Below are 14,439 nucleotides of genomic sequence, written 5' to 3'. Positions count from 1 at the left end.
TATGGAGAATTTGAAAGCACTCGCTTACGAATTAAGAGAAAATGTAATCGACATGATTGTGGAAGGGAAGGCCGGACATATCGGCGGAGACATGAGCGTCATGGAGATACTGACAGAGATTTATTTTGACCAGATGAATATAAGCCCGCTGAACGCAGATGACCCGGACCGCGACAAGTTCATCATGAGCAAGGGGCATTCCGTGGAAGCGTATTATGCAGTGCTGGCAGCAAAGGGATTCTTTGATATCAAGGATGTGATCGCCAAGTTCAGCAAATTCGGCTCCAAGTTCATCGGACATCCCAACAATAAGCTTCCGGGAATTGAGATGAACTCCGGCTCCCTGGGACATGGCCTTCCGGTCAGCGTGGGAATGGCGCTTGCCGGAAAGATGGATGACAGGGACTACAGAGTCTACACGGTAATGGGCGACGGCGAGCTGGCTGAAGGCTCCGTATGGGAAGGCGCCATGGCGGCAAGCCACTACAAGCTTGACAACCTGTGCGCGGTAGTCGATAGAAACCGCTTGCAGATATCCGGACGGACTGAGGACGTGATGGCCCATGATGACCTTCATGAGAGATTCAAGGCATTTGGCTGGAATGTCATCGATGTAGAAGATGGCAATGACATAGACCAGCTAAAGGAAGCGTTCAATACGGCAAAGACGGTAAAGGGCAGGCCTTCCGTGCTCATTGCCAATACGGTGAAAGGGAAGGGTTCTTCCGTAATGGAGGACAAAGCAAACTGGCACCACAAAGTTCCAAGTGGAGAGGAACTGGCGCAGATCAGAAAAGATCTCGCGGATAGAAAGGAGGCGGCGCTTCGTGGGTAGGATAGCAAATAAACAGGTAATATGTGAAGTGTTGATGGAGGCGGCGAAAACGGATCAGGACATTGTAGCGCTTTGCAGCGACTCAAGAGGAAGCGCATCCTTCGCCCCGTTTGCCAGTGCGTATCCAAAGCAGTTCGTGGAGACGGGAATCGCAGAGCAGAATCTGGTGAGCATCTCCGCTGGCCTGGCCAAATGCGGCAAGAAGTCTTATGCGGTATCTCCGGCATGCTTCCTGTCAACCAGAAGTTACGAGCAGTGCAAAGTTGATGTAGCCTATTCCAATACGAATGTAAAGCTGATCGGGATCAGCGGCGGCGTAAGCTATGGGGCGCTGGGAATGAGCCACCATTCCGCCCAGGATATCGCGGCAATGGCGGCAGTGCCGAATATGAGAGTGTATCTTCCAAGCGACAGACTCCAGACGGAGTGCCTGGTCAAGAAATTGCTTGGAGATGATAAGCCGGCATATATCCGGGTTGGAAGAAACGCCGTGGATGACATCTATGAGGAAGGCAGCGTTCCGTTTACAATGGATAAGGCAACGGTAGTGACGGAAGGAACGGACGTAGCCATCATTGCCTGCGGAGAGATGGTAAAGCCTGCGGTGGAAGCGGCGGCACTTCTTAAGGAACAGGGGATCAGCGCGGCGGTTGTAGATATGTACTGCATCAAGCCTCTGGACAAAGAGACCATCGTCGAGACGGCATCCGGGGCAAAGGCAGTGGTCACCGTAGAAGAGCATGCGCCGTTCGGCGGCCTGGGCTCCATGGTAAGCCAGGTGGTAGGAAGCGAATGCCCAAGGAAGGTAATCAACATGTCTCTTCCGGACGAACCGGTGATTACCGGCTCATCCAGAGAAGTATTTGACTATTACGGGCTAAATGCCGAAGGGATTGCCCAGAGGGCGGCCGAAGCATTGAAATAAATGATATTGGCAGGGCCTACCTGTTAATATAGAAATTTAATACTTTTAAAAACATAAGGAGGAACGGAAAAATGAAAGGTTTCAAAAAAGTATTGGCCGTGTTGCTTACAGTAGCAATGGTTGGAGCGATGGCAGTCGGATGCGGCTCCAAAGGAGATGACAAAAAGGCAGAGGACAAGAAGACAGAGGATAAGGCAGAGGACAAGAAGAATGACGAAGCGTTAAAGGGCGGCGGCTCTAACATCATGTACATCATCACTCCTTCCGTATCTAATCCGGCTTTCAAGGCAGAGGTTGATACCGCTTCCGCGAAAGCAGAAGAATTTGGATATGAAGTAAAAGCAGTATCCCACGATGATGACCCGACCAAGCAGACCGAGTTGTTCGACAGCGCGATTGCCGACAAGGCAGCAGCCATCATCTGTGACAATGCAGGCGCGGATGCTACGGTAGAGGCGGTTAAGAAGGCAAGGGAAGCAGGGATCCCGACATTCCTGATTGACCGTGAGATCAATGAAGAAGGCGTTGCTATTTCCCAGATCGTAGCAAATAACTACCAGGGAGCAAAGGCTATCGCTGAGAAGTTCGTAGAAGCTATGGGTGAAAAAGGAAAATATGTAGAACTGTTAGGAAAAGAGTCTGATACCAACGCAGGCGTACGTTCTTCTGCTTTCCATGAGGTGATCGACCAGTATCCGGATATGGAAATGGTTGCGCAGCAGACGGCAAACTGGGAAAAGACGGAAGCTTATGACAAGATGGAAGCTATGCTTCAGGCTAACCCGGACATCGAAGGCGTTATCTGCGGCAATGACACCATGTTAGAGGGCGTGTGCGCGGCACTTCAGGCAGCAGGCAAGAAACTTCCGGTTATCGGCGTTGATGGTTCCGACGAGGCAGCAGCCCTGATCAAATCCGGAGATGCTACCGGAACAGCGCTTCAGCAGTTCGCGGTCATCGCTGAGATGGCAGTAGAGCAGGCTGACCAGTACCTCAAAGAAGGATCTACTGGCGTAGATGAAAAACAGCTGGTTGACTGTATCGCGATTACGTCAGAGAACGTAGACAAGTTAGCAGGATTTGTTTACACGGAATAATTTGCAATGACACAATGCAGGGAGCAGGGAGGCGCAAAAAACGCTTCCCTGTATAAAAAAACGACTCTTTTATGTAAAAGTATTAAATGAAGATGAACATAGACATCCCGGATGGGATGTTTCTCGAATAAAGAATATGAAGGAGGACGCTATGAAAAAGCGTATGTTAGCACTCGCACTTGCATTTACACTTGCAGCATCCACACTCCTTACCGGATGCGGAATCGTAAAGGTAATCAAGATCGGAGAAGAAGGAAAATATACCGGAGATGTCGAATTTAACGCTGGGGACGACGTTGCAGCCATATGGGAAGAATCGGCGCTGCCGGAACTCAATGCAAAGGCTGTAGACTTAAAAGAATTCCTGGAACAGTCCAATGGAGATCTGACCGCTCTGGCAGAAGAATACGGAAGTTATTCCATGGGCAAGTCCGGAGAACTCAGTTATGCGGTAAAAGGCACCGGAACCGTGGAAGAAGTCAATACTCAGTCCCAGGCAGGATACATGTCCGTCAAACTGGAGGGATATAACGGGACGGAATCCGTCAAGATCCAGATCGGACCGGTATACAAAGGATCATCCATCCGGGACACGCTTGGCTTTATCAAATTTGGAGATTACAAGAATCAGGAACAGTGGGCAGCGGTATCCCAGAGTATTAACGAGATCGTAGCCAAGGATGTTGTTGGGCCGGCGAAGCCGGAATCCCTGCAGGGAAAGACGATTTCATTTGTAGGAGCATTTACGGTATCCAGCGGAAGTTCGGATGTGCTGATTACGCCTGTGGTACTGGAAGCAAAGTAACGGATTGCCAAGCAAAGAAGGAGATATAGACTATGGGCGAAACATATAAATGCAGGGATGATGTATTTCTCCATGCAGAAAAGATAAGCAAGATCTATCCAGGTACAAAGGCTCTTGACGAAGTATCTTTTGACCTGCTAAGAGGGAAGGTTAACGTGCTGATCGGAGAGAATGGCGCCGGCAAATCCACCCTGATGAAGATGATTGCCGGAATCGAACAGCCGAATGAAGGCAAGATGTATATCGGGGATAAGGAAGTATTCTTCAAGAATACGACAGAGGCAAGGAAGAACGGAATCGGCATCATCCACCAGGAACTGAGCCTGTTCCCAAACCTGAATGTATACCAGAACATCTATATGAACAAAGAGAAAACCAAGGGCAAGGTTGTCCTGGATAACAAGGTACATATGGATGGAGCCAGCAAGGTCCTTGAGAGGCTGGAGCATCCGCTTGACCTGAATGCGAAGGTGGGAGAACTTAGAGTCGGACAGCAGCAGATGATCGAGATTGCCAGAAATCTGGTGGAGGATGACCTGAAGGTGCTGATCATGGATGAGCCGACCTCGTCTCTGAGCCAGCAGGAAGTCAAGGTCCTCTTCAAGATTATGAGAGAGCTTACCGCAGCCGGAATCTCCATCGTATATATTTCCCACAGGCTCGAAGAGATCATGGAGATCGGCGATCACGTGACGATCCTTCGGGATGGCAAGTATGTGGCTGACGCGGATGTCAAGGATATTGACGTGCCATGGATCGTGCATCAGATGACCGGCGGAGCCAAGTCTTATCCGAAGCGGGATCGGGAAGTAGACTGGAGCAAGGTGGAAAATGTCCTGGAAGTGAAAGATTTATGCCTTCCAAAGGCGGGCGGCGGCTACCTGGTGGATCACCTGAACTTCGAACTGAAGAAAGGCGAAGTGCTTGGAATCTATGGACTTATGGGAGCCGGGCGAAGCGAAGTGTTCGAATGCCTGATGGGCCTGCACCCGGAGCATACCGGACAGATCATCATGGAAGGGACAGAACTTCATATCAAGTCCATCTCCCAGCAGATTGACAGCGGCTTCGCGCTGATCCCGGAAGACAGGCAGATGCAGGGGCTGGTACAGACTCTGGATATTGAGAAGAACTGCGCGCTGTCCGCGCTTAAGAGATACAAGAAGGGGCCCTTCCTTGACAGCAAGAAAGAGGCCGAGAAAGTAGATCAGGAAATTAAGGATATACAGATCAAAGTGGCAGACAAGAAACTGCCGATTCTTTCCTTGTCAGGTGGTAACCAGCAGAAAGTAGTCATCGGAAAGGGAATCCTGACGGAGCCTAAGATTCTGCTAATGGATGAGCCAAGCCGCGGTATCGATATCGGCGCTAAGACCGAGGTGTTTGATATCATCAATAAATATGCGGAAGAAGGATTGTCAATCATTGTGATTTCTTCCGAATTGCAGGAAATCGTATCCATCGCAGACCGGGTTATCGTATTGTCAAATGGTATCAAGACGGGCGAATTCTTCGGCAACGAGATTCAGCAGGATACATTGGTACTGGCTTCTTACAAGGGCCATCATATAGAGGAAAAGGAGAGTTAGATTATGGCAGCGAAACAAAAATCAGGAAATAATAAATTAGCGATGACCCTCTTGAAAGGTCGTACATTTATCGTATTAATTGTTCTGCTTATTTTCTTTAGCATTACGGCAGATAATTTCTTAAGTGCGGGCGCGCTGCTTACTGTGGCCAAGCACGTGGCACTGTATGGCATCCTTGCGATCGGCATGACCTATGTCATCATTACCGGAGGCATCGATCTTTCCGTAGGCTCTGTGGCAGGCCTCGCAGGCATGATCGCAGGCGGCCTCATCCAGCAGGGACTTACGCTTAAGATGTTCGGCGTGACTTTATACTTCAGTGTTCCGATGATCGTCCTGATCACCGTTCTTCTGGGAGCGCTGATGGGCATGATCAATGGCATCGTTATTACAAAGTTCAACGTAGCGCCGTTCATTGCCACCCTGGGCACCATGTATATCTGGAGAGGATTCGCCAATATCCGTTCCAACGGTGCGACGTTTTCTGAACTGTCCGGCTCTGAGGGGCTGGGCAATACAGGATTCGAGATCTTCGGCCGTAACCTTGGAGGAACTTCGATTCCATGCGGCGTGCTGATTCTTGCGATTATTGCGGTGATTGCCGGACTTATCTTGAAGAAGACTCCGTTTGGCTGGCATGTACTGTCCATCGGCGGTAACGAGAGGGCGTCTAAATTGTCGGGTATCAAGGTAGACAAGGTGAAGATATGGGTCTATGCATTCTCTGGTTTCTGCTCCGCCATTGTAGGCATTATCGCCACCTCCCAGTTGGTGTCCGCTACGCCTAAGACAGGAGAGTCATGGGAAATGAATGCCATCGCGGCATCTGTCCTTGGCGGGACTTCCATGGCAGGCGGCGTGGGAACCATTGGCGGAACGATCGTCGGCGCATTCGTAATCGGCGTCATCAACGATGGCATGACCATGTGCGGCGTAACCGAGTTCTGGCAGAAGATCATCAGGGGCCTTGTGATCATCATTGCCGTAATCATTGATCAGGTACAGAGAAACCTGCAAGCTAAGATGGCTCTCCAGGCACGCAATGAAAATAAATAATCGGCCAGAAAGGCCGCAAATAATAGAAGCAAAAAGAATTAGGGCAGGTCAAAAGACCTGTCCTTCTATAAAAAGGCAGGTGGATCGTATGAAGAAAAGAGGTATCATCAATGCGCAGCTTTCCGGACTTATTGCAGGGCTGGGCCATAAGGATACATTTATGATCGCGGACGGGGGCATGCCAATCCCGAAAGGGGTCGAGATTGTGGATCTGGCTCTGTGCGGAGGAGTTCCGTCCTTTGGGCAGGTAATGGATGCGGTGCTAGACGAGACGGAGGTGGAATTCTATACGCTGGCGGAGGAGATCACGGAGAAGAATCCGGAACTTCTTGCTTATATAAAAGAGAAACTGCCGGGCGTGGAGTCGGAGATGATCAGCCACTTGGAATTAAAGGACAGGTCTAAGAATCTCAAGTTCGCAATCCGTACTGGAGAATTCACGCCTTATCCAAATATTATCTTAAGGGCCGGCGTTGCTTTCCCGGCATAGGTACAGTAAGACGAGAGAAAAGTGTGCCCGGACGGGGAATTCAGGAGGAATTACGGTATGAAAGTATTGAATTTTGGATCATTGAATCTGGATTATGTGTATTCGGTTGACCATATGGTGGCGCCAGGAGAGACGCTGGCGTCTTCGGGAATGAACATCTTCTGCGGAGGCAAGGGACTGAACCAGTCCATTGCCCTTGCAAAGGCCGGAGTTGACGTCTATCACGCCGGAATGATAGGGGAAGAAGGAGGCATCCTGCTTAAGGCCTGTAAGGAAGGCGGAGTCAATGCAGACTTTATTAAGAGCATACCGGGCAAATCCGGCCACACGATCATCCAGGTGGATAAGAATGGGCAGAATTGCATTCTCCTATATGGCGGAGCGAACCGAAGCATTACGAAAGAGTATGTGGATGAGGTACTGGCTCATTTTGAGAAAGGAGATATCCTGCTTCTCCAGAATGAGATTAATATGCTGGACTATATCATAGACTGCGCATATGAAAAAGGAATGATGATCATTCTGAATCCATCACCTTATGACGACGCTCTGGAGGCTTGCGACTTTGGGAAGATATCCATGTTCCTGCTGAACGAAATCGAAGGCGGGCAGGTCACGGGAGAGACGCAGACGGATAGGATCCTGGAAAGATTAAAGGAGATCTATCCGGAGGCAAAAGTGGTTTTGACCCTTGGCGGCGAAGGCTCTGTTTATCAGTATAAAGAGGAGCAATACCGCCAGGGAATCTATAAAGTAAAGGCAGTAGATACGACTGCGGCAGGGGATACATTTACCGGATACTTTATTTCGTCGGTGATCGACAAAATGCCGGTACAGGATGGCCTGGCTCTGGCGGCAAAGGCATCTGCGATCGCGGTGTCCCGCCAGGGGGCGACTGCCTCCATTCCGCTAAGGGATGAGGTGCTAAATGTCCGGTTGTAGGCTGCTTCTTAATAAAGAGGGAGTGAGAGTATGGCAGAGAAATATATGATCAGCATCGACCAGAGTACCCAGGGTACGAAGGCGCTGCTGTTCGATGAGGGCGGAAGCCTGATTAAGAGGACGGATAAGCCTCACGAGCAGATCGTCAATGAAAAAGGCTGGGTGTCCCATAACCCGGCCGAGATCTATGAGAATGTAATCGATGTGGTATCCCGACTGACGGAAGATATTGACAGATCTAAGGTCGCAGGCGTTGGCATCAGCAACCAGAGGGAGACGTCCCTTGCCTGGGACCGGATTACGGGAGAACCCCTGGCGGAGGCCATCGTATGGCAGTGCGCCAGGGCAGCGAATATCTGCGAGCGCGTGGAGAAGCAGGGGGAGGCGGAGAACATCCGCAGGAAGACGGGCATGAATCTGTCTCCGTATTTTCCGGCCTCTAAGATCGCCTGGCTACTGGAAAACGTGGAGGGCGCCAGAGAGAAAGCCGATCGGGGAGAAATCTGCCACGGGACGATTGACAGTTGGCTGGTCTACAAACTGACCGGCGGAAAGTCTTATAAGACGGATTATTCCAATGCGTCCAGGACCCAGCTTTTTAACATATTCGAACTGAAGTGGGACGAGGAAATCTGTGCCTTGTTCGGCATTGATCCTTCCAATATGGCTCAGGTGTGCGATTCGGATTCTGAGTTTGGAAAGACGGACTTCGAAGGTGTGCTTCCGAAGAAGGTGCCAATCCACGGCGTGCTAGGGGATTCCCATGGTTCTTTGTTTGGCCAGGGATGCCTTAAGCCGGGCATGACGAAGTCCACCTACGGGACGGGCTCGTCCATTATGATGAATATCGGAGAGAAGCCGGTGCTCAGCACCCACGGAGTGGTAACTTCCCTGGCGTGGAGCATGGGCGGAAAAGTGAACTATGTGCTGGAAGGCAACCTGAACTATACGGGCGCGGTTATCACCTGGCTTAAGGATGACCTGAAGCTGATCCGGTCTCCGGGAGAGACAGGAACTTTGGCAAGAGAAGCGGTCCAGGATGACGAATTGTATCTGATACCGGCATTCTCGGGCCTTGGAGCCCCCTACTGGGACAGCCGGGCAACGGCGGCCATCGTGGGGATGACCAGAACTACGGGGAAGGCGGAAGTGGTCCGGGCAGGCGTGGAGTGCATCGCCTACCAGATCACGGATATCGTAAAAGCCATGTGCGAGGATGCAGGGGTGCGCCTGGGAGAACTGCGCGTGGATGGCGGCCCCACGAAGAATGAATATCTGATGCAGTTCCAAAGCGACATCGCGGACGTGGCGGTTCAGGTGCCAGATAGCGAGGAATTATCCGGAATCGGTCCTGCCTATGCCGCAGGCCTGGCTCTTGGCGTGTGGGATGAGTCCATCTTTGGCAGGCTGAACCGGGTAAAGTACGCTCCTGGAATGGACGGCGAAACGCGCAAGAAGAAATACAATGGCTGGAAGGCAGCGGTATCCACCGTGCTGACGAAAAGGTGATTTCCAGCAATATCATAATCGTAAGCGATACAAAGCCGCCCTCGATGAGGCGGATGCCGTGATACTGGCTATAATAAAGCGTAAAAAGAGAGCATAATTATTGCAATTATAAGGAATTGACAGAAGGCTGAAAAAGGCTGCTGTGCCGCTGGTGCTAAACCGGCAGGCATGGCAGCCTACCTCTATTTAGGATATGGTGTCTTGCGGTCTGTCAGCCCGAGAATATAATCGGTGCTGCATCCGTAATAATTTGCCAGTTTTATCAAGTAATCAACAGGTATCTGGCGGGACCCTTTCTCGTAGCGGCGATATACTTCGCGCTGGCAGGACAGGATCTTAGCTATGTCATTCTGGGTCAGGTCATGGTCAATTCTCAAATCTTCTATCCGTTGAAATTTCATGATGATATCCACCTCCTAAATATGTTACTAGAAGGAAGTCTGCCGTATTTGAATATGCAACCAAATAGTTACAAAAATAGTAGTAAATAGACGAGATTAGTCTAAACAGTGTCGGAAAAATTATTCATGGCATGAAAAAAGAAGGCGGATAAAATCAAGCGAAAGGCGGAGCGTGTAAGTCAATCGCATAGATGTTGATTTATTGCTATGGAAATTTTATCATAATTATGATAAAATAAGAAAAAGCAAAGGAGGGATTTCTATGATCAACATTAGGCCCATATCGGATTTGAGGAATAAATTTACGGAGATTGAAAAGATGGTGAAGAAAGGAGAAGTGGTCCATCTGACGAAGAATGGATACGGCTCTATGGTGGTAATGAGTACGGAGAGGTATTCCCAACTGCTGGAGGCGGAAGGGAAGGAAGCGGCGCAAGAAGAAGGCTGCCAGCTGGATATATCCGGGACACCGCAAAGGAAGAGAGGAGAGCCGGACAATCCAGAACTTGCAAGAGAGCAGGAAGAGGCATCTCTTGGAACGCATGAGCCGTGCAAGAAGGGGATCGTGCCGGTGCCAAGTCTAAATGGATTTCGCTTCTAGATTAATATAGATATTCGAAGGATCTGAAGTCTATTTCTTCCATATTAATATAATTGTTGCGGCCATAACGGAATGATTTAATTTAGGCGTTCGTGGCAAAACTCTTATGAAAGGAAGGGAAATTTATATTAGCTGTTGACAAGCCCGAATTCTATGTGATATAGTAAAAAATGCGCTATTGTGGAAACTTATGCCATGATATCGCAGGGGATCGGCTCTTAGGGGCTGTTTCCGGTGATTTAGGCAATTTGTTATGGGCATCTCGTAGCCCAACCAAAAAATATATGAGGAGTGAAACGTCAATATGGAGAAAAACAGAATTCGTCCCATCAAAAGCGGAAAAAGTTCACGCATGAGTTATTCCAGACAAAAAGAAGTTCTTCAGATGCCGAACCTGATTGAGGTCCAGAAGGACTCTTACCAGTGGTTTCTGGATGAGGGGTTAAAAGAAGTATTTGATGATATTTCCCCGATTGCTGACTACAGTGGTCACTTAAGCCTGGAATTTGTTGATTTTACTTTGTGCGAGGATGACGTGAAGTACACGATTGAAGAGTGTAAAGAACGTGATGCGACTTACGCTGCGCCACTTAAGGTAAGAGTAAGACTTCACAACAAAGAAACAGACGAAATCAATGAGCATGAAATATTCATGGGCGACCTGCCGCTGATGACCAGCACCGGTACTTTCGTAATTAACGGGGCAGAGCGTGTAATCGTAAGCCAATTGGTTCGTTCGCCGGGCATTTACTATGCGATCGCGCATGATAAGGTAGGTAAGAAACTGTATTCATCGACTGTGATTCCGAACCGGGGAGCATGGCTGGAATATGAGACGGATTCCAATGACGTTTTTTATGTACGTGTAGATAGAACAAGGAAGGTGCCGATTACTGTATTGATCCGTGCTATGGGATTTGGCACGAATCCGGAGATTGTGGAACTTTTTGGCGAAGAGCCGAAGATTATCGCAAGTTTTGAGAAGGATGCCGCAACCAATTATCAGGAAGGTCTTCTGGAACTCTATAAGAAGATCCGCCCGGGCGAGCCTTTGGCGGTAGACAGTGCAGAGAGCCTGATTACCAGCATGTTCTTCGATCCTAGACGTTATGACCTCGCGAAAGTAGGAAGATATAAATTTAATAAGAAACTGGCGCTTAAGAACCGTATTACAGGCCAGATCCTTGCACAAGACGTTGCAAGCCCTCTGACAGGAGAGGTGATTGCCGAGGCTGGCACGAAGGTGACCAGGGAACTGGCAGACCAGATCCAGAACGCGGCAGTTCCATATGTGTGGATTGAAAGAGAGGATGAAGAGAGAAATATCAAAGTCCTTTCCAATATGATGGTTGACATTACCTCCATTGTAGACGTTGACCCGAAGGAAGTAGGGGTTACCGAGTTGGTATACTACCCGGTTCTTGCTGGCATCCTGGAAGAGACTGCCGGCGATATTGACGAATTAAAGGATGCGATCAAGAGAGACATCCATGACCTGATTCCTAAGCATATTACGAAAGAGGATATCCTGGCGTCCATTAACTATAATATTCATCTGGAATATGGGCTTGGCAATGATGACGATATCGACCACCTTGGTAACAGACGTATTCGCTCCGTAGGAGAATTATTACAGAATCAGTACAGAATCGGTCTTTCCAGACTGGAAAGAGTGGTACGGGAGAGGATGACGACCCAGGATCTGGAAGGCATCTCTCCGCAGTCGCTGATCAACATCAAGCCTGTGACGGCTGCTGTAAAAGAGTTCTTCGGCTCTTCCCAGCTGTCACAGTTCATGGATCAGAATAACCCGCTTGGCGAGTTGACCCATAAGAGACGTCTGTCTGCCCTGGGTCCTGGCGGTCTGTCAAGAGACCGGGCCGGATTCGAGGTGCGTGACGTACATTATTCTCATTATGGAAGAATGTGCCCGATCGAGACGCCTGAAGGCCCGAACATCGGTCTTATCAACTCCCTTGCCACCTATGCAAGGATTAACCAGTATGGCTTTATCGAGGCGCCATACCGCAAGATCAACCATGACGATCCGGCCAATCCTGTAGTTACAGAAGAAGTCGTATACATGACTGCCGATGAGGAAGACAATTACCACGTGGCACAGGCCAACGAGCCTCTGGATGCGGAAGGACATTTTATCCATAAGAACGTATCTGGCCGCTACCGTGATGAGACCCAGGAATATGAGAGAAGAATGTTCGACTATATGGACGTTTCTCCGAAGATGGTATTCTCAGTGGCTACGGCGCTGATTCCTTTCCTGGAAAATGACGATGCCAACCGTGCGCTGATGGGATCCAACATGCAGCGTCAGGCAGTGCCGCTTCTTATGACGGAGGCTCCTGTAGTGGGGACCGGTATGGAAGAAAAGTCTGCGGTTGATTCCGGCGTATGCGTGATCGCGGAAACTGGCGGCGTAGTAGAGCGCTCTACGTCCACCGAGATTACGATCCGTCAGGATGACGGCAATCTGAAGAGATATAAGTTGATCAAGTTCCTTCGAAGCAACCAGAGCAACTGCTACAACCAGAGGCCGATCGTATTCAAAGGCGACCGGGTTGAGGCAGGGGACGTGATCGCAGACGGTCCGTCTACTTCCAATGGAGAGATGGCTCTTGGAAAGAACCCGCTGATCGGCTTCATGACTTGGGAGGGCTACAATTATGAGGATGCCGTCCTGTTAAGCGAGAGACTGGTGCAGGAAGATGTCTATACTTCCGTGCATATCGAGGAATATGAGGCAGAGGCCCGTGATACCAAGCTGGGACCAGAAGAGATTACCCGCGATATTCCGGGAGTGGGCGATGATGCCCTTAAGAACCTGGATGAGAGAGGAATCATCCGTATCGGCGCAGAGGTGCGTGCCGGCGATATCCTGGTAGGAAAGGTAACTCCTAAGGGAGAGACCGAACTGACTGCAGAAGAGAGGCTGCTTCGCGCAATCTTCGGCGAGAAGGCGCGCGAAGTAAGGGATACATCCCTGAAGGTGCCCCATGGAGAGTATGGTATTGTCGTAGATGCAAAGGTATTTACGAGAGATAATGGAGATGAACTGTCTCCGGGAGTGAACCAGGCAGTACGAATCTATATCGCCCAGAAGAGAAAGATCTCTGTCGGCGATAAAATGGCAGGACGTCACGGTAACAAGGGTGTAGTATCCCGTGTGCTTCCGGTTGAGGATATGCCGTTCCTGCCGAACGGACGTCCGTTAGATATCGTGCTGAACCCTCTTGGCGTGCCTTCCCGTATGAATATCGGGCAGGTATTGGAGATCCATCTGTCACTGGCTGCCAAAGCATTAGGATTTAACATTGCCACGCCTGTATTTGACGGGGCGGATGAGAATGATATTATGGATACGCTTGACCTTGCAAATGATTATGTCAACTTAAGCTGGGAAGAGTTTGAGGCAAAACATAAGGAAGAACTGCTTCCGGAAGTGCTTCAGTATCTGTCTGACAATAGAGAGCACAGAAAACTGTGGAAGGGCGTTCCGATATCCAGAGACGGCAAGGTTCGTCTGCGCGATGGACGTACCGGCGAGTATTTCGACAGCCCGGTTACCATCGGACACATGCACTACCTGAAACTGCATCATCTGGTTGATGATAAGATTCACGCGCGTTCCACAGGACCATATTCTCTGGTAACGCAGCAGCCGTTAGGAGGAAAGGCCCAGTTTGGCGGACAGCGTTTCGGAGAGATGGAAGTTTGGGCTCTGGAGGCGTATGGAGCATCCTACACGCTGCAGGAGATCCTGACTGTGAAGTCTGACGACGTCATCGGACGTGTAAAGACTTATGAAGCTATCATCAAGGGCGAGAATATACCGGAGCCGGGAATCCCGGAATCCTTCAAGGTACTGTTGAAGGAACTGCAGTCATTGGGACTGGATGTGCGCGTGCTCAGAGATGATAATACGGAAGTAGAGATCATGGAGACTGTCGACATGGGAGAGACAGATTTTCGCTCGCTGATAGAGGGAGACAGAAAATATCATCAGGAAGACGACCTGGGGGCAAAAGGCTACACGGAACAGGAATTCCAGGGGGAAGAACTTGTGGATGTGGAAGAAGAGCCGGAAGAGGACGACTTCGAGATTGAGTTTGAAGAAACTGATGATGATAATTTTGAATTAGATGATTTGTCAGATGAAGAATAGGAAGGGGTG

The 14,439-nt window shown here is 49.6% G+C and carries 12 protein-coding genes; 11 read left to right on the top strand and 1 reads right to left on the bottom strand.

Translation table 11 applies throughout. The features are described from left to right. Position 1 precedes the first annotated feature (1 nt). From HDCHBGLK_RS04010 to HDCHBGLK_RS03970, 9 genes are all read left to right on the top strand, one after another. Positions 2-835, top strand: coding sequence for a transketolase (locus tag HDCHBGLK_RS04010; RefSeq protein WP_009249512.1), 834 nt, complete (start codon positions 2-4; stop codon positions 833-835). Further along, the gene (locus HDCHBGLK_RS04005) at positions 828-1,760 is read left to right on the top strand and encodes a transketolase family protein (RefSeq protein WP_004606406.1); all 933 of its coding nucleotides are present in this window, start codon (positions 828-830) and stop codon (positions 1,758-1,760) included. The genes HDCHBGLK_RS04010 and HDCHBGLK_RS04005 overlap by 8 nt, the downstream gene beginning before the upstream one ends. A gap of 71 nt (positions 1,761-1,831) precedes the next feature. Next, entirely contained in the window at positions 1,832-2,857 is a 1,026-nt protein-coding gene (locus HDCHBGLK_RS04000; RefSeq protein ID WP_004606405.1) for a D-ribose ABC transporter substrate-binding protein, read from the top strand. 151 nt (positions 2,858-3,008) lie between these two features. Next, on the top strand, positions 3,009-3,662 hold the full coding sequence (locus tag HDCHBGLK_RS03995) for a DUF2291 domain-containing protein (RefSeq protein ID WP_039909603.1): 654 nt from the start codon (positions 3,009-3,011) through the stop codon (positions 3,660-3,662). A gap of 32 nt (positions 3,663-3,694) precedes the next feature. After that, complete coding sequence (locus tag HDCHBGLK_RS03990; protein ID WP_004606403.1) at positions 3,695-5,251, top strand: sugar ABC transporter ATP-binding protein; 1,557 nt, start codon at positions 3,695-3,697, stop codon at positions 5,249-5,251. Between the two features lie 3 nt (positions 5,252-5,254). Beyond that, positions 5,255-6,307 (top strand): ABC transporter permease, encoded by a 1,053-nt coding sequence (locus HDCHBGLK_RS03985; RefSeq protein ID WP_004606402.1) that lies wholly within the window; start codon positions 5,255-5,257, stop codon positions 6,305-6,307. Between the two features lie 88 nt (positions 6,308-6,395). Beyond that, positions 6,396-6,797 (top strand): D-ribose pyranase, encoded by a 402-nt coding sequence (gene rbsD, locus HDCHBGLK_RS03980; protein ID WP_009249510.1) that lies wholly within the window; start codon positions 6,396-6,398, stop codon positions 6,795-6,797. Positions 6,798-6,854: 57 nt separating this feature from the next. Next, positions 6,855-7,739 carry a ribokinase gene (locus HDCHBGLK_RS03975; protein ID WP_004606400.1) on the top strand — a complete coding sequence of 295 codons (885 nt, stop codon included), beginning with the start codon at positions 6,855-6,857 and terminating at the stop codon, positions 7,737-7,739. Positions 7,740-7,769: 30 nt separating this feature from the next. Further along, the gene (locus HDCHBGLK_RS03970) at positions 7,770-9,248 is read left to right on the top strand and encodes an FGGY-family carbohydrate kinase (RefSeq protein ID WP_004606399.1); all 1,479 of its coding nucleotides are present in this window, start codon (positions 7,770-7,772) and stop codon (positions 9,246-9,248) included. Positions 9,249-9,430: 182 nt separating this feature from the next. Here HDCHBGLK_RS03970 and HDCHBGLK_RS03965 read toward each other — a convergent pair whose 3' ends face one another. Then, on the bottom strand, positions 9,431-9,649 hold the full coding sequence (locus tag HDCHBGLK_RS03965) for a helix-turn-helix domain-containing protein (RefSeq protein WP_004606398.1): 219 nt from the start codon (positions 9,647-9,649) through the stop codon (positions 9,431-9,433). Between the two features lie 262 nt (positions 9,650-9,911). Here HDCHBGLK_RS03965 and HDCHBGLK_RS20170 point away from each other — a divergent pair, with 262 nt between their 5' ends. Next, the gene (locus tag HDCHBGLK_RS20170) at positions 9,912-10,250 is read left to right on the top strand and encodes a type II toxin-antitoxin system prevent-host-death family antitoxin (protein ID WP_004606397.1); all 339 of its coding nucleotides are present in this window, start codon (positions 9,912-9,914) and stop codon (positions 10,248-10,250) included. 304 nt (positions 10,251-10,554) lie between these two features. Next, positions 10,555-14,430: a DNA-directed RNA polymerase subunit beta gene (gene rpoB, locus HDCHBGLK_RS03955; RefSeq protein WP_004606396.1), complete on the top strand. Its 3,876-nt coding sequence runs from the start codon at positions 10,555-10,557 to the stop codon at positions 14,428-14,430. The last annotated feature ends 9 nt before the right edge of the window (positions 14,431-14,439 follow it).

It is taken from the genome of [Clostridium] scindens ATCC 35704 (assembly GCF_004295125.1).
GTDB lineage: Bacteria > Bacillota > Clostridia > Lachnospirales > Lachnospiraceae > Clostridium_AP > Clostridium_AP scindens.
The sequence above is the reverse complement of the archived record's forward strand: the minus strand, read 5'-3'. Positions and strand labels throughout refer to the sequence as shown.